At 60.2% G+C, this 15,798-nt stretch carries 12 protein-coding genes; 5 read left to right on the top strand and 7 right to left on the bottom strand.

Going from position 1 to position 15,798, the window contains the following annotated elements:
• Positions 1 to 42: 42 nt before the first annotated feature.
• The 4 genes from AVI_RS19110 (at position 43) to AVI_RS19125 (ending at position 4,342) form a co-directional block, all read left to right on the top strand.
• Positions 43 to 798, top strand: a complete 756-nt coding sequence (locus AVI_RS19110; protein WP_012653778.1) for an ABC transporter permease — start codon at positions 43 to 45, stop codon at positions 796 to 798.
• A gap of 117 nt (positions 799 to 915) precedes the next feature.
• Positions 916 to 1,899: an isopenicillin N synthase family dioxygenase gene (locus tag AVI_RS19115; protein WP_012653779.1), complete on the top strand. Its 984-nt coding sequence runs from the start codon at positions 916 to 918 to the stop codon at positions 1,897 to 1,899.
• Between the two features lie 86 nt (positions 1,900 to 1,985).
• Positions 1,986 to 2,888, top strand: coding sequence for a LysR family transcriptional regulator (locus AVI_RS19120; protein ID WP_012653780.1), 903 nt, complete (start codon positions 1,986 to 1,988; stop codon positions 2,886 to 2,888).
• 71 nt (positions 2,889 to 2,959) lie between these two features.
• Positions 2,960 to 4,342 carry a cytosine deaminase gene (locus AVI_RS19125; RefSeq protein ID WP_012653781.1) on the top strand — a complete coding sequence of 461 codons (1,383 nt, stop codon included), beginning with the start codon at positions 2,960 to 2,962 and terminating at the stop codon, positions 4,340 to 4,342.
• Here AVI_RS19125 and lacZ read toward each other — a convergent pair.
• Positions 4,320 to 7,346, bottom strand: a complete 3,027-nt coding sequence (gene lacZ / locus AVI_RS19130; protein ID WP_012653782.1) for a beta-galactosidase, LacZ type — start codon at positions 7,344 to 7,346, stop codon at positions 4,320 to 4,322. The two genes, AVI_RS19125 and lacZ, sit on opposite strands and share 23 nt — an antisense overlap.
• Before the next feature lie 403 nt (positions 7,347 to 7,749).
• Between lacZ and AVI_RS19135 the strand changes: the two genes are divergently transcribed.
• Positions 7,750 to 8,940 carry an ROK family transcriptional regulator gene (locus AVI_RS19135; RefSeq protein ID WP_012653783.1) on the top strand — a complete coding sequence of 397 codons (1,191 nt, stop codon included), beginning with the start codon at positions 7,750 to 7,752 and terminating at the stop codon, positions 8,938 to 8,940.
• A gap of 15 nt (positions 8,941 to 8,955) precedes the next feature.
• Here the strand turns inward: AVI_RS19135 and AVI_RS19140 are convergent, their stop codons facing one another.
• From AVI_RS19140 to AVI_RS19165, 6 genes are all read right to left on the bottom strand, one after another.
• On the bottom strand, positions 8,956 to 9,813 hold the full coding sequence (locus AVI_RS19140; protein ID WP_139192519.1) for a formate/nitrite transporter family protein: 858 nt from the start codon (positions 9,811 to 9,813) through the stop codon (positions 8,956 to 8,958).
• A gap of 142 nt (positions 9,814 to 9,955) precedes the next feature.
• Entirely contained in the window at positions 9,956 to 11,320 is a 1,365-nt protein-coding gene (gene guaD / locus AVI_RS19145) for a guanine deaminase (protein WP_041698486.1), read from the bottom strand.
• A gap of 19 nt (positions 11,321 to 11,339) precedes the next feature.
• Positions 11,340 to 12,191 carry an aromatic ring-hydroxylating oxygenase subunit alpha gene (locus AVI_RS19150; protein WP_012653786.1) on the bottom strand — a complete coding sequence of 284 codons (852 nt, stop codon included), beginning with the start codon at positions 12,189 to 12,191 and terminating at the stop codon, positions 11,340 to 11,342.
• Between the two features lie 23 nt (positions 12,192 to 12,214).
• Complete coding sequence (locus AVI_RS19155) at positions 12,215 to 13,150, bottom strand: ABC transporter permease (RefSeq protein WP_012653787.1); 936 nt, start codon at positions 13,148 to 13,150, stop codon at positions 12,215 to 12,217.
• A gap of 11 nt (positions 13,151 to 13,161) precedes the next feature.
• Positions 13,162 to 14,208, bottom strand: a complete 1,047-nt coding sequence (locus AVI_RS19160) for an ABC transporter permease (RefSeq protein WP_012653788.1) — start codon at positions 14,206 to 14,208, stop codon at positions 13,162 to 13,164.
• Complete coding sequence (locus tag AVI_RS19165) at positions 14,201 to 15,796, bottom strand: ABC transporter ATP-binding protein (protein ID WP_012653789.1); 1,596 nt, start codon at positions 15,794 to 15,796, stop codon at positions 14,201 to 14,203. The genes AVI_RS19160 and AVI_RS19165 overlap by 8 nt, the downstream gene beginning before the upstream one ends.
• Between the last annotated feature and the right edge of the window lie 2 nt (positions 15,797 to 15,798).

A 15,798-nucleotide genomic window follows, 5' to 3' on the forward strand; every position in this document is an offset into this window, starting at 1 on the left:
ACGCGCCAGCGCCTGCCGTTGCGCAACACTGTCTCCAAGCTCATGGGCCTGCCGGGCCTTGCAGCCCTTGTCTCGCTGGCGGGTGTGATTGTGTTTTGGGAATTGGCCGTGCGGCTGTTTGCCGTCCCGTCCTATCTCCTGCCGTCGCCATCGTCGATCTTCAATGCGTTTTCGTCCATCGGGATCGACCGCTGGGGCCTGCATCTGTGGGCGACACTGCGGGTGGCGATGATCGGCTATGTGTTGTCGATTGCCATCGCCATTCCGCTGGCCATCGTCATGATGCGCTCGCCGCTTCTGTCAAAGACGCTTTATCCGTTGCTGGTCGTCATCCAGTCAACGCCGGTTGTGGCAGTGGCACCAATCATCATCGTCGTGCTGGGGGCGGGCGATGCGCCACGGGTGGTGATCACCTGTCTCATCACCTTCTTTCCGCTGGTCGTTTCGACGGCGACCGGGCTTGCGGCAACGCCGCCGGAATTGATCGAACTGTCCAGAAGCCTACGAGCGCCCGCCTTTCGGGAGATCACCCAGATCAGGCTGCCCTTTGCCGTGCCTTACATCTTTTCGGCGCTGAAAATCTCGATCACGCTGGCGGTGATTGGCGCTGTGGTTGCGGAATTCTGCGCATCGGAGGCGGGTGTCGGCTATTTCATCCAGTTTTCGACATCGCTGTTCAAACTGCCCCAGGCCTGGGCCGGATTGTTCGTGCTGGCAGCCTTGTCGCTCATCCTGTTTCAGGCGGTGCTGCTTGTACAGAAATTGCTGTTTCCCTGGAGCCTGCCGAAGAACAGCTGAAACCTTTTGCCGGGGAAAAATCCCCCATTCTTTTCGGAGTAGAAGCAGTCGGGCATGCCCGGACATTGCTCCTCAACGGCCGGTATCCGGCTCAACCTCAAGGAGACTGCCATGACCATGCAAAGCTACAGCCTTGCCGAATTGAACAAGGAAACCACCATTGGCGGCATCGGCAAGACCGTCGAGCGCGACGTGCCTGTCATTGATCTCGCCGATTTCGACAATCGCAAGGCAGAGATCGCCGATCAATTGTGGGAGGCCTCGGTTGGTATCGGGTTTTTCCAGGTCTATAATCACGGCATTCCGCAGCAGGATATCGATGCGGCTTTTGAGACAGCCTGGTCCTTTTTCGAATTGCCAGCGGACATCAAGGCCCAGTATCCGATGCCAAAGGGAACCAATGCCGGATGGGAATTCAAGGCGCAGGTGCGCCCTTCCACCGGCACGCCGGATAACAAGGAAAGCTATCAGATTACCCGCCCGATGATGGGTGGACTGTGGCCGAGCGAAGAAGAACTGCCTGATTTCAAGGAGAAGATGCTGCGCTTCGAGCGGCAGAATTGGGAGCTCGGCATGCGCATTCTCTCCTGCTTTGCCCTCAAGATGGGCTTTGCCGAGGACTTCTTCACCAAGGCGCATGATCCGGCATCCAGTGAGTACCAATCGACGCAGCGGCTGATCCATTACATGTCGATGGAACATGCCAAGCCGGAGGATTTCGAGTTCTGGCGGGCCGGTGCGCATTCCGATTTCGATTGCCTGACCATCCTACACCAAAAGGAAGGCGAGGGTGGCTTGCAGGTCTGCCCCGGCAAGGATGCGGCCTCCGGCGAGTGGACGGATGTGCCGCCGAAAAACGGCTATATCACCTGCAATATCGGTGACATGCTGATGCGCTGGTCCGATGACCAGCTACAATCGACGCTTCACCGTGTCCGCATGCCGCGTCCTGGCGAATATCTGGGCCGCCGCCTTTCGCTTCCCTTCTTCTGCCAGGCCAATCGCGATGCGGTCATGCAGGGTCCGCTTGGCAAATATGAGGCGATCACTGCCGGTGATTACCTGACGCAGCGCATCAACGCCAACTTCGCCCGGAAATGATGTTGAACCCGGCGCGCCATGATGCCATCGTGGCCAGACAGACAGCGGACAGGGGCAACCGCCCCTGTCGCGCGACGGGAACGCTGATGCTTCATGGCCGCGCTTTGCGCTATATCGACGAAGTCGCCCGGCAGGGCTCGATCCGCAAGGCGGCAAAGACACTGAATGTCGCTGCCTCCGCCATCAATCGCTATATCCTTGACCTGGAACAGGAATTGGATGCACCGATTTTCGAGCGGTTGTCGCGCGGGTTGAAGCTGACCAGTTCCGGCGAAATCCTGATTGCCCATATCCGCGAGACGCTGAAAGCGCATGATACAATGCGGGTGCAGATCAAGGCCCTGCGTGGCCTTAGCCGAGGCGAGGTGGTGATTGCCACCATGGCAACGCTGGCGGCGGGCAGGCTTGCCGACATTATTGCTGCTTACCGTGCCGATATTCCGCAGGTCAGCCTGCGCATCAAGGTCGGGGATCGCGCCGCGGTTTGCGACATGGTCGCTTCAGGAGCCGCCGATCTGGCGCTTGCCTATAATCTGCCGGAGGATAATCGCTTGCAGCGTGCGGCGGAATTCATGCATCCGCTTGGCGCTGTGGTTGCGCCCGACCATCCGTTGGCGACGCGCAAGACGGTGCGAATTGCCGATTGCCTGATCTATCCGCTGGTGCTGGCTGACAAGAGCCTGTCGCTGCGGGAGGTGGTTGAAAACCTGACGCCAGCCCAGGCGCAATTGACGCCTGTTGTCGAGACCAATTCCATGGAACTGATGAAGCGGCTGGTGCATGGCGCACCGCATGTCACTTTTCTCAATCGCGTTGATGTGGACCGCGAACTGCAAAGCGGAGAACTGGTCTTTCTTCCGCTGACCGGGTCTGCCGGACTGCAAAGGCTGAACATTCTTCACCGGGCGCGCGGTTCGCTCTCTCCTGCTGCCAGCCATTTCATGCACTACGCCCAGGAACGGCTGCGCATGGTGGAAGACAGCCGCTGACGGCGGTGTCCGATGATGTCGCCGTCCCCCCCACACCTTGAAATTCGGCTTATGCCCTATCGAGATCGATCATGATTGACAGTTCCGTCCGCACGCTGGCACGTACCAGCTTTACCGGCCATGGCCGCATTGTTATCCGTCAGGCCCGCGTGCCAACGGTCTGTCTTGCGGACGGTGTGCCGCCGGACAGCGCTCTCGACCGCGACGGCTGTGCTCTGGTGGATATCCTGCTGGACGACGGACGTGTTGCAGCCGTGCTGCCAGCGGCAAGCGGGGTGACCGGCGGTGGCATCGATCTGGAAGGCCGCCATCTCTGGCCGTTGATGATCGACATGCATGTCCATCTCGACAAGGGCCATACGATCAGCCGGGCACCAGCCTCCGATGGCACGCATCCCAGCGCTCGTGCGGCGACGACAGCTGACCGGCAGGCCCATTGGCGTCACGACGATCTGGTCCGGCGGATGGAATTCGGTCTTGCCTGCGCGGATGCGCACGGCGTTGCCGCGCTCCGCACCCATCTCGATAGCCATGCGGGGCAGGCGGAAACCACCTGGGCGGCATTTGATGAGGTGCAGGCCCGTTGGTCGGGGCGCATTGCGTTGCAGGCGGTCGGCCTCGTGCCGCTGGATGCCTATCGCACCGACCATGGGAAGCAGCTTGCCGACCTGATCGCGCGTCAGGGCGGGCTATTGGGCGGGGTAACGCGCGCCTCGGGTGGCACTCATGGTATCGGGAAAAATGGCACCGGGCTTGATGATATCGATGCCTTGCTCGACAGCCTTTTTCTGCTGGCCCGCGAGCGTGATCTCGATATCGACCTGCATGTGGATGAAGCTGAAAAGGCCGATGCCTTGCCGCATGTGGCCCGCGCTGCCATCCGCCACGGCTATGAGGGTCGCGTTACCTGCGGCCATTGCTGTTCGCTGGCTTTGTTCAGCGAGACGGAAATCCGCGAGCGGATCGCGCTTCTGGCCGATGCCGGACTGTCTATCGTCACGCTTCCGACCGTCAATATGTATTTGCAGGGCCGGGCGCAGGGTATAACCCCGCGTTGGCGTGGTGTTACGCCTGTCAAGGAGCTGCGCGCCGCCGGTATCCGCGTCGCGGTTGCTGGTGACAATTGCCGCGATCCGTTTTTTGCCTATGGCGATCATGATATGGTCGATACCTGGCGCCAATCGGTGCGCATTCTGCATCTCGACCATCCCTATGACGATGCCGTGGCACTGGCGACCACCCAACCCGCCGCGATGACCGGTTTTTCCACTGGAACCATCGGGGCCGGGCGTCCGGCGGATCTGATGATCTTTGAGGCCTGGAGCATGGACCAGGTCATTGCCCGCCCGCAAACCGACCGGGTGATCGTGCGGGCAGGCAGGGTCAGTGAGGCAGTGTTGCCATCCTATCGGGAGATCGAATTGCCCTTTCTCACCCCATCACCCTCATCCTGAAGGTGAGCGTCAGAGGCTCACCCGGCTCGATCATGTATTGAGGATGCGGCAGCGCGCCCCAGCTATCGTCGCCACCGACGCCCATCTGCCGGGCCATCAGCGTGACAATGGTACGGTTGGCTGGCGGCAGGTCATAGGGCCGGGCGGCGGCTTCCAGCTGGAAAGCCGTATAAGGCGAAACGCCCAGCTCGAACGGCATATCCACCGCCTCGAAGCGCAGTGTGTTGCCCTCAGCGTCGAACAGTTCTGCCCAGCGCACGCCGGTTCGGTTGCCGGATTCCTGCGGGATGACATAGGGCGTGACATTGTCGGCCACCGCGCGCTGGTAAATGCCAAGCCGTGCGCCATGGGCGCGGTCGATGTGATTTTCCTCCGGTCCAAGTCCATAATAACGGAAGCGGTTAAAGGTTGCTGGCATGGGAATCGTCAGGCCGAACAGCGGTAGCGACGGCAGGCTGGCATCGCCCGGCCAATGGGCGGTGACGGCAATCGCCCCGTCCTCCTCATAGCGGTAGGACACCGTGGCCTGCATGCTGCTATCAGGCAGGGCAAAGCGATAATCGGCCCCGCCGTCACGATAGGCATAGGAAGCTTGTTTCTGGTCGAGGCTTGCCCGCCGCCAGCTGCCGAATTTGAAGCCGAAGCCAGCGCCCCGGTCATTGTCGGTCGGCGCGCGCCAGAAGATCGGCAGGGGTGGCCGTTCCAGGAATTCCACGCCCGCCGCATTGACCAGCGACACCGGCCCGCCAAAGCGACGGCAGAACAAGGTGCGGCTGTGGCCATCGGAAATGCCGAGATTATAGCTGCCTTCGGCGCGGGTGAGGGGGAGGGAAACCGGGTTCGGTTTTTCACCTGCCACCGTCCAGACGTGTTCGCCAAACGCCACTTCGTGGTCAGCCGGTGCCCATGCGCGGTCATGGCGTTCACGCAGGGAGCATTGCAGGGCATATTCGCCCGGCTGCTGCGTGACGGGTATGGACAGCCGCAGATAGGTTTGTTCCTGGGCTGAAAGCGCAATATCGGCTCGCCCTTCGTCCACCGCGACACCATCCTTCAGCAGGTGATAGGACAGATAGAAAGCGTCGAGGTTCAAGAACAGGTTGTCATTGATGACTTTGACGCCGTGCGCGTCCGGGATCAGCCGGACAGGCTGGTAAAGCGCCTTGATTTCCTGGACTTTCGGGGTCAATTGCCGGTCAGCGGTGATAATGCCGTCGCAGCAGAAGCTGTAATCGGTTGGCCGGTCGCCAAAATCGCCGCCAAATAGCAGGCCTTCGCTGCCATCCGGGCGGGTGCCGTAGAGAGCCTGTTCGATATATTCCCAGATAAAGCCGCCCTGGCACTGATCATAACGATAGGTGAGGTCGGTATAGAGATGCATGCCGCCGCAGGAATTGCCCATCGCATGGGTATATTCGCAGGACACGAAGGGCTTGGATGGATTGCTGCGCAGAAAATCCTCGATGTCCTGCGGGCGCGCATACATCCGGCTTTCCATGTCGCTGGAGCGCGCATCAAAGCGGCGGTCGTGGAACACGCCTTCGTAATGGACGAGGCGCGAGGGATCGCGGTCCCTAAACCAATCGGCCATATCGGCAATCACGCTGCCGCCATAGCTCTCATTGCCGCAAGACCAGATCAGCACGCAAGGATGGTTCTTGTCGCGTTCCAGCATATTGGCGGCACGGTCGAGCACGGCGGGTCGCCATTCGTCGCGGTCGCCGGGCAGGACTTTGTCCGGGTCCAGCGTCTCGACCGACCATGTGCCGTGAGTTTCCAGATTGGCCTCGTCGATGACATAGAGGCCGTGCTGGTCGCAGAGCGCGTAGAACTCGCTGCGGTTTGGGTAATGGCTGGTGCGCACCGCATTGATATTGTTGCGCTTGAAGAACAGCACATCCCAGAGCATGTCCTCAACTGTCAGGGCGCGTCCCCGGCGTGGATGGAAATCATGCCTGTTGATGCCACGGAAAACGATGCGCTGGCCATTGAGACGCATCACCCCATCGCGCATTTCAAACCGACGGAAGCCGACCGGCTGCGGCACGGCCTCGATCGTCGCGCCCTTGCTGTCCTTTACGACCAGCAGCAGGCGATAGAGATGCGGCGCCTCAGCGCTCCACAGCAGCGGGGCGGTGACGGGCAGGGCAATATCCATTTCGGCTGCGGCATCGAAGGACGTTGTTAGGACGGTTTCACCCTTGGGATCGTAGAGCGTCACGGCAAGACTGCCAGGGCTCTCTTCCGCCAAGTCGAGGGCCAGCCGCAAGCGCAGGGAGCCACTGTTGAAATCATCGGCAAGATCGGTGGTGACGAATAGATCGCGGATATGCAGGCTCCGCCAGGCCTCCAACCGGACAGGCCGCATGATGCCCGACAGACGCCAGAAATCCTGATCCTCAAGCCAGGCACCGGAAGACCGATGATAGACCTCAACGGCCAGCAGGTTATCGCCGTCAATCAGCGCGTCGGTAATATCGAAGCGTGAGGGCGTGAAACTGTCTTCGGCATAGCCGATAAAACGGCCATTCAGCCAGACATAGAAGGCGGTCTCGACACCGTCGAAAGTGAGGATGATCCGCTGTCCGGCAAGGGCGGGGTCAAGCTGGAAAGTCCTCGCATAGCAGCCGACTCGGTTGGCCTCGGCGGCTTGCCCAAGCGCCAGCGCCTCATGGCCGTCCCAGGGATATTGGGTGTTGACATATTGCGGGCGGCCATGGCCTTGCAATTGCATGGCACCGGGTACGGTGATGTCGCCGAAGCCGCTGCGGTCGAAATCGTGATGGTGGAAACCTTCCGGGCGCTCAGCGGCTGATATGGCGGAGAGGAACTTCCAGGTGCCATCAAGGCTCTGGCGAAGCGGCGAGGCAGAACCCGCCTTGGCGGAGGCTTCATCGGGATAGACGATATGGTCGGAATGGGCAGGCAGCCGCCCGACGGCAAAGACCTTGGGATCGGAAAGCCAATCGAGATGTGCTTTAGCAGGCAAAGTTTGGATCGTCACATGTCCCTCCCGGACGTCTATTCTAACTCATAATACCAGTGTCTCTTATCATATTACAAGCGAAACCGGAATCGGATAGTGGCAAAATATCCAACATCTATAAAGTGTTATCGATTTTTTTGCGCGCAAAAGAAGCTTGAAAGACAAGAAAAGTCTTGAACACGGGGAACTCGATCGCGGCGATAAAAAAATCCTATGCTGGTGCAGGTTGCATTTTCCTCCGGCAATTTGCGGTGGCATTGATCGTGCTCTTGTTCTCGCGTATCAACGGGGTGAGGACGAATTGTGGCAAGGCGAGATAATTCGTCATGGGGACGAACTATTTGCGTCCGTGACCCGGTCGTGCGATACGTGCCATCAATATTTCAACATGCCTGTTGTCGATAGGATGAGGTGATTGCGGATGAATCTCTGGACGAGCACACCGCCGATGTTACGCCAGATCTCCGTTCGCGCCGCTATGGACATCCTTCTGCACCAAGGCCCGACCTCGCGGGCGGATCTGGCAAAAAAGACTGGCCTATCGAAACAGACCATGTCCGAGGTCATACGCACGCTTGAGACGGCAGGCTGGGTTCGAGTCAAGGGAATCGTGTCCGGCAAGGTCGGGCGCAGTGCCGTGACCTATGAAGTCGCCCCGGATGCGGGTTTTGTCATCGGTATGGATATCGGTGCAACGACCATTCGGGTGGCGATTGCCGATATTGCCGGAACGATTGTCCATGAAGTCGAAAAGTCGGCCGGAGAGCATGGTGGGGAGGCCCTTCTGGCGCATGTCAGCGGCGTTGTCGAAGCGTCGCTTAAAAAGGCGAGGGTTTCCCGCAGCAAGGTTCTGTTGGCCGCTGTGGCCATGCCTGGCGTCATCGATCCTGAAACCGGTCGGCTTTCGCTTGCGCCGAACCTGTCAGAAATTGGCAGTCTCGATGTGATCAAGGCCTTGCAGGGCATTTTCCGCTGCGATGTCATCATCGAAAACGATGTCAATGCGGCGGTGATTGGCGAAAGCTGGAAAGGCAGCGGCATCGGTCTCGATTCGGTTGCGTTCGTGTCGCTGGGAACCGGTATTGGCCTTGGCGTCCTTTTCAACGGCAAGTTGATGCGCGGGGCTAAAGGAGCGGCAGGCGAAATCGGCTATCTGCCGTTCGGAGCCGATCCCTACAACTCGGAAAGTCTGGAGCGCGGCGCGCTCGAATGCGCCATTGGCGCCCGTGGCATTCTGGAGCGCTATGGCAACCCTGGAGACGGCGGTATGACGGTTCGCGATATTCTTGAAGCGGCTGAAAAGGGCGACGCAAAGGCGCTGGCAACCGTGCAGGAAACAGCGCGGCTGGCGGCTTTGCTGGTGGTTTCGGTTCACGCCATGCTCGATCCGGGTAAGATCATTCTCGGTGGCAATGTCGGTCGCAATCCGTTGATGGTGCGCATGGTCAAGGAGGCGCTGGCAACCTCGACTCGCAGCAGCATTTCGCTTGAGGCGAGCACGCTTGCGTCCCGCGCCACCTTGGTTGGCGCGGTGGCCATCGCGCTCAACCAGCTTCACAATGCGCTGTTTTCCCCCCAGGATCTTCCAAGCGAAATGCGTCTGCCAGCCTGAAAACGGATTTCCACATCAGTCCGGCTTGAGTTCATCGCGAACCTGGCAATGGGCGACAACGGCAAACAGTCCGGTGCCGCCGATGATATTGCCGATCAGCGTCGGAAGAATAAAGCCGCCAACAGCGCCCCAGACGTTTGTTTCGCCCGCCAACATCAGCAGCCACGCCTCCCCGGACCCGGCGACGACATGGCTGAACCCGCCGAGCGCAACCGTATAGGTAATCATCACGATGACCCAGAACTCATTGCCTTTGGCATTGGGGAGAATCCACGCGATAGAGGCAATCAGAAAGCCTGCCGGGGCGGCAAGCAGCAATGTCGTTGCAAAATCATGCCCGAGGATTGCTCTGGAGATATCCAGGACCGCCTCGCGTTGTTCGGCGCCGATAATGAGCTGGTTCTCCATCAGCACCGCGATGAAAAATGTTCCGAGCAGATTGGCCGCCAGCACCGTCACCCATAGGCGAAGAAGCCGATAAAAGTTGCGACGTGTCGGGTGGGCGGCGATAGGAAGTACGGCGGTAACGGTCGTTTCGGTAAACAGTTGCAGATTGCCCAGAATGACGATCACGAAGCCGACGGTATAGCCAAGGTAAACAACCAACTCCCGCCACGGCGTGTCGGGTAGTCGCACGTGCAGAAAGGCTTCCGCCAGCAGCGATGCACAGATAGCCACGCCGGCAGCGAAGCCTGAAAAAAGCAGGGACTGAAGCGGGCGGCCCAATTCCTCGTCGCCTTGCAGGCGAACGACTTCATGAACCACCTTGGCCGACCCGGACCCTCGCTCGCCGATATCCTGCTTGTCTTCCTCCGACATGGCGTTGGACGGCTGCGCCTCCTGGGCGGCTTCCTGTTCGGCGATATCAGGCATTCTTGTCTTTCCGGGGTAAAACTGGCGAGCGTGCTCTCTCATCATCCCTGATTGAATAGGGGTGGACGCTCGCACGGCAGGCTAAACTATCGAGAACCCATTCGGTTCCAGCGGCAGCTATGTCGCCGCTTTTCCGCGCTGATCAGGCCACCTTGCATCCGTCGATAAACACGGCAGAGATATTGGCACGCGATGCAGTAAAGACGATTTTCTGGAGCAGGGTCTCAGTCATTTCATCACTCTCGCAGAACCGCAGCGTGCCTTGGGCGGCCTGCGGATCAACGACGATGGCATCGAAGCGATAGCCCGGGGCAAATTGGCCGATGGGCAGATCCAATGCCTTGCCGCCGCCAGCGGTGGCGACGTGGAAGGCGTGGCGAAAGTCGATGCGGGCCTTCGTGCCGCTTGCGCGCTTTTCCGGCGGGAGGCCCGGATCGACCCCGGTTTCCAGCATGCGGGAGACGAGAATGGCGGCGCGCATATTGTCCAGAAGCGAGGCGCTCGGTCCGCCGGAAATATCGCTGCCCAGCCCGACATGCAGGCCCTTTTCCAGGGCAGCCCGCAGGGGAAAGACCGCACCAGCGAAATAGCCGTTGGAGAGCGGGCAATGCGCCACCGCTGTCTGTCGCAGCTTGATCAGGTCCATATCATCAGCAGTCAGCAGATTGGCATGGGCAAGCATGCTGCGGCGGGTGAGAAGGCCGAAGCGATCAAGGCTCATCGCATCCGTCATGCCGTGGCGCGATAGCACATAGGCGTGTTCCCAATCGCTTTCCGAACAGTGGGTCTGCACATGGCAGCCACAGTCTTGGGCCATAGCCCCCAAGCCTTCCAGCGTCGCATCCGTGCAGGCCGGAATGAACCGTGGAGTCACCACCGGCCAGACGCGGGAGGCCGTGTTGTCGGGATGAGTGCTGATATAGTCGATCAGCGCTTGTGTTCCCTGCAAAGCCGCATCCGGTGAGGCGTCGCGGTAATAGTCCGGGCATTGTTCGGCATTGTCCATGGCGACTTTGCCGATCAGGGCGCGCTGGCCTTTTTCAAGGCAGGTATCGACGAGAATGCGGGTCGCATCCTGATGGATGGTGGCGAAATACAGCGCCGTCGTCGTTCCATTGGCCAGCAGATCATCAACCAGCAGGCCATAGACTCGCTTTGCATAGGCTAAGTCCGCATAGCGGGCTTCCAGCGGGAAGGTATGGGCATGCAGCCAGGTTTCAAGCGGCACATCCAGCGCTGTGCCAAGCTGAGGATATTGTGGCGCATGCACATGGCAATCCACCAGGCCCGGCAGGAGCAGGCAACCCGCAGGCAAGCGTGATAGCCGCCCCTGGCGGTCGGCTTCGGCTTTCGTCAATGCATATCCGTCATCGCCGGGACGCTGCACGGAGAGGATCATGCCCTCCGCATCAATAGCGATCAGGCAATCAGTCAGCATATCGATTTCGCCAGCCACCGGGGCATGAAAACCGCTGGCGATCAGTACCCGGTTTCTGAAATCGCTCATGGCTGGTACGCGGTATTGGTCATGCAACGGCCTTCAGCGAGGTTCCATAGGTCACGCCTTTTTCCTTCAGCCAGCGGCGATAGGCGATGGAGGTAGCGTCAGCCCGGGTGGGGATTTCCGAGCGTGGCTCCATTGGCAGCAGAACCGGGCGCTGGTTTTCAAGGATGATCCGGTCTTGCAGGAAAATCAGCTGCTGGAACTGGATCAGCGAGGCTGTGGTCGATTGATCGTCGATCAGATACATGATCGGATGGGCGCGGCAGCGATCTGGGTCCAGGGGTTGGACGAACAGGCAGATCACATCCCATCGGCTGTCGGAATTCGGGCAGGTCTTGTAGAGCAGCGTCGTGAACGGCGTCATCACCCGGTAGATATAGTGGGTCATCAACCCGTCCGTGGCGGAAAGGGCGGCTTGTGGCTGGAAGAATTGGCAATTGGTCGCCCAGACCTCATCGACGTCGCGGCGGATTTCCACATTATAATGCTCGACTTCCGTATGCGGCTCCGAGCCGAGAATATCGGTATGGACGAAGGGAAAATGCGCCATATCGAGAAAGTTCTCGACAATCCGCAGGCCCGATGCCTTCACGGTGACCGCACCGCAAGGCACCATCCGGCGATCCGGCTCATCGGCTTCCTCAATGGGGAAAATCTCCTTGTCGGGGGTGCCGAGCGTCGTCCATATATAGCCGTAGCGCCGCCGGATTGGCAGGTTGTTTTCCTGTGCCTTCACGGTCACGTCACCGTCCTGGGTTCGGATCACGGCGAGATCAATGCCAAGAAGCCGGTTTGCGGATGTACCATAGGGAATGAGCGCTTCGGTATCGATGGGATACCATTGATCGAGGCTTGTTTTGTCGATTGCCATCATTGGGTTTCTCCCTGCATCCTTGGTCAACGAAGGCTGCGGTAATAGGGCAGGCCAAGGGCGGCGGGTGCCGCCATCAACCGGCGCATGCGCTGCCAGGCGATCACAGGCACGATAATGAAGGCGATGGTTCCGGCATAGGGCAGCATGGATAGAAAAGCCGGAGCAATCGGCCAGCCGCGCGCCTGTCCAACGAAGCCGAGCGCGGTGATAAAGCCGAACAGCAGGCCGGACAGAGCGGCTGGAATGGGCCGATATCCGGCAAAGATCACCAGCGCCACCGCAATCCAGCCGCGCCCGGCCACGACGCCATCCGACCAGGACGGCACGAAAGCCAGAACCAGATAGGCGCCTGCACCTGAGGCAAGCGCCGCGCCCGCGCAGACATAGCCAAAGCGGATGCGATGGACCGGAATGCCCGCCGCATCGGCCGCCGCCGGATTTTCGCCGACGGCGCGCATGTTGAGCCCGTGGCGGGTGCGAAACATCAGAAAGGACAGGCCAAGCGGCAGGATGATGTAGATCAGGTAGACGAGAATATTCTGGCTGAAAAAGGCCGGCCCGAGGATAGGGATCTCCGAGAGGATCGGCATCTTGACGCCCTGGAATGTCGCGGGGACCGGCATGCCGGAATAGGATTTACCAATCGTCTGGGCAAGGCCGGTGCCGATCAAGGTCAATGCCAGCCCGCAAAGCACCTGATTGGCCCTGATCGTTACCGTCGCCACCGCAAACACCACGCCGAACAAGGCGCCGACGGCGAGCGCCGCCAAAAAGCCGAGGATGGGCGATGGAAAGGCGGTGACGGTGGCAACAGCGGTGATCGCCCCCATGGCGATCAACCCTTCGACACCGAGATTGACGACGCCGACCCGCTCGGCCAGCACTTCGCCCATGGCCGCCAGCGCCAAGACACCGCCAGCCAGAAAGGCTGTGGTCAGAAGTCCGGTCAACAGTTCCATCGCGGGTCCTTTCAGGTCTTGTCGCGCACGATGCGGTAATGGGAAATCTCGTCGCCGATGGCCGTCAGGAAGAGGATGAGGCCGGTGATCGCCAGCACGGTCGAGGTTGTCAGCCCCTGCGTTTGCAGGATGATGCCCGAATTGAGGATGAAGGCCATCAGCGCACCCGCAAGGATAACCCCGATACACGAACCCCGCGCCAGCACGGCGACCATGATACCGAGATAGCCGTAATTGTTGGAAATACCGCCTTGGAGACGATGCACTGTTCCGGTCACTTCCAACATGCCCGCCAGACCGGCGATGGCCCCCGATAGCAGCATGACGGTGATCAGATGGCGGCGGGCGGCGATGCCCGCATAGTTTCCGGCGTGCGGATTGGAGCCGATCAGCCGCACCTCATAACCCCAGCGGGTAAAGGCCAGCAGCGCCGCCATGGCCAGCGCGAGAAGCACGGCAATCGGCAGGCCCCAATGCACGAGGCCCCAGAATTCCGGCATTTCGGCCTTGATGCGCGGCGTGGCGGAATTGGCGACGCCGCCCCGTTCGCGCCAGGCATCTGTGGAGACATAATAGACCATCAGGATGGCGACGAAATTCAGCAGCAGCGTGGTGATCAGCTCGTTAACATTGGCATAGGCACGGGCAAGGGCCGGAATGAGGATCCAGATGCTTCCGCCAACCGCTCCGGCGAAAAACATCGCCACCAGGCTCCAGCCTTCCGGCAGCGGCACAAAAAGACCAACGGCGCTGGCGGCGAAGGCACCTGCGTAAAACTGCCCCTCCGCCCCGATATTCCAGGCACCGATCTGTTGCGCGACCGTGACGGAAAGGCCGGTCAGGATCAGCGGGATGACCAGAAGGCCAAGATCCTCCAGACCGAAACTGGAGCCGAGCGAGGACGAAACCACCTGAATGCCAAGGTTAACAGGGCTTTTGCCCGCGACAGCCAGAATGACACCCGCGATCAACAGCGCCAGCGCGATGGCCGCCACTCGTGCGCCCAGGGCTGCCGCAGGTGTGGTTGAAGGGAAGCGTTGCAGGCGAAGACTAGCCATGCTGCGTGCCTCCTGCCAACTGGCCCGGCTGAAGCTGTCGCCCGCCCATCATCAGGCCGATCTGCTCGATATCGGTGCTGTCATTCTCGACGATGCCCATGATCCGCCCCTCATAGAGCACGGCGATGCGGTCGGAGAGGTTCAGCAATTCTTCAAGCTCCTCCGAGATCAGCAGGATACCGGCGCCTGCATTGCGCAGGTCAACGATATAGCGCAGCATGGTATTGATCGCCCCGACATCCAGCCCCCGGCTCGGATAGGCGGCGACCAGGATTTTCGTGGCGATCCGCATTTCGCGCCGCGCCACCAGTCTTTGCTGGTTGCCACCGGATAGATTGCGGATCGGCATGGCAAAATCCGGGATGGCGACCTCTGCCACGCTGGCGATGCTGCGGGCCAGCGCCTTGGCGGCGGAGGGGCGAAACAGGCCGCCAACGGTGACCGGCGGTTTGCCATATTCGCGCATCACGGCATTGATGGTGATCGACAGCCCCGGTGCCAAGCCGCTTTGTAGCCGGTCTTCCGGGATATGGCCGATGCCGCGCCGCACGAAATCGGCGGCATTCGCGTCGCCAACCGCTTCGCCGTCGATTTCGATGGTGCCGGAGGCGATGGGTCGCGTGCCGGTCACCACTTGCGACAGTTCACGCTGACCATTGCCTGCCACCCCGGCAATCCCAAGGATTTCGCCTGCACGCAGATCAAGGGAGATATCGTGCAAGGCTTGGCGTCCGCTATCGTCCAGCGCCGTCACTGTGCTGACCCGCATGACAGGAGCAGACGACAGCGCGGCGGCACCTTGCGGGCGGCCCCGCATATCGGCCAGCACGATATCGCGCCCGACCATCAGCCGCGCCAGCTTGGCCGGGCTGCAATCGGCGGAAAGCTCGGTGCCGACCTTTTGCCCGCCGCGCAGGATCGTCACCCGGTCGGAAATTTCCAGTACTTCATCGAGCTTATGGGAGATGAAGATCACCGCATTGCCGGTGGAGACGAAATCGCGCAAGGCCTTGAACAGCTCGCGTGCCTCAAGCGGCGTCAAGACGGCAGTCGGCTCATCGAGGATCAGCACGCGGGCCTTGCGGGCCAGTACCCGCAGGATTTCAACCCTCTGCTGTTCGCCGGTCGAAAGCCCTGTTATCCGCGCCGAAGGCTTGACCTGAAGGTTGAACCTGGCCGCGAGCTCTGCGGTGCGTTCCTCCAGAACCGGGGCCGAGGCACGGCGGGGTGTCTCACTCCAGCCGAGATGAATGTTTTCCGCCACGGTAAAGGCATTCACCAGCTTGAAATGCTGATGGATCATGCCGATGCCAGCGGCAATCGCCTGTTGCGGTCCGGTAAATTGCCTTGCATAGCCGTCGATGATGATCTCGCCCGCATCCGGCTGGTAAATGCCGGTCAGGATATTCATCAGTGTCGATTTTCCAGCGCCATTTTCCCCCAGCAGCGCGTGGATTTCACCGGGCATGACTTCAAGATCGACATCGCGATTGGCGATGACGCCGGGGAAATATTTGGCAATGCCTTTTAACTGGACGAGAGGGGCTGCCCCCGTCGGCACTGCAAATTTCGCAGGATGTTCATTCATTC

The sequence above is a fragment of the Allorhizobium ampelinum S4 genome (assembly GCF_000016285.1).
GTDB classification, from domain to species: Bacteria; Pseudomonadota; Alphaproteobacteria; order Rhizobiales; family Rhizobiaceae; genus Allorhizobium; species Allorhizobium ampelinum.

Excerpts from the sequence above, each read along its gene's own strand:
- AVI_RS19125 (WP_012653781.1), top strand. The coding sequence starts at position 2,960 with ATGATTGACAGTTCCGTCCGCACGCTGGCACGTACCAGCTTTACCGGC.
- AVI_RS19150 (WP_012653786.1), bottom strand. The coding sequence starts at position 12,191 with ATGATGGCAATCGACAAAACAAGCCTCGATCAATGGTATCCCATCGAT.
- AVI_RS19110 (WP_012653778.1), top strand. The coding sequence starts at position 43 with ATGGGCCTGCCGGGCCTTGCAGCCCTTGTCTCGCTGGCGGGTGTGATT.
- AVI_RS19155 (WP_012653787.1), bottom strand. The coding sequence starts at position 13,150 with ATGGAACTGTTGACCGGACTTCTGACCACAGCCTTTCTGGCTGGCGGT.
- AVI_RS19115 (WP_012653779.1), top strand. The coding sequence starts at position 916 with ATGCAAAGCTACAGCCTTGCCGAATTGAACAAGGAAACCACCATTGGC.
- AVI_RS19120 (WP_012653780.1), top strand. The coding sequence starts at position 1,986 with ATGCTTCATGGCCGCGCTTTGCGCTATATCGACGAAGTCGCCCGGCAG.
- AVI_RS19160 (WP_012653788.1), bottom strand. The coding sequence starts at position 14,208 with ATGGCTAGTCTTCGCCTGCAACGCTTCCCTTCAACCACACCTGCGGCA.
- AVI_RS19165 (WP_012653789.1), bottom strand. The coding sequence starts at position 15,796 with ATGAATGAACATCCTGCGAAATTTGCAGTGCCGACGGGGGCAGCCCCT.
- AVI_RS19140 (WP_139192519.1), bottom strand. The coding sequence starts at position 9,813 with ATGCCTGATATCGCCGAACAGGAAGCCGCCCAGGAGGCGCAGCCGTCC.
- guaD (WP_041698486.1), bottom strand. The coding sequence starts at position 11,320 with ATGAGCGATTTCAGAAACCGGGTACTGATCGCCAGCGGTTTTCATGCC.
- AVI_RS19135 (WP_012653783.1), top strand. The coding sequence starts at position 7,750 with ATGAATCTCTGGACGAGCACACCGCCGATGTTACGCCAGATCTCCGTT.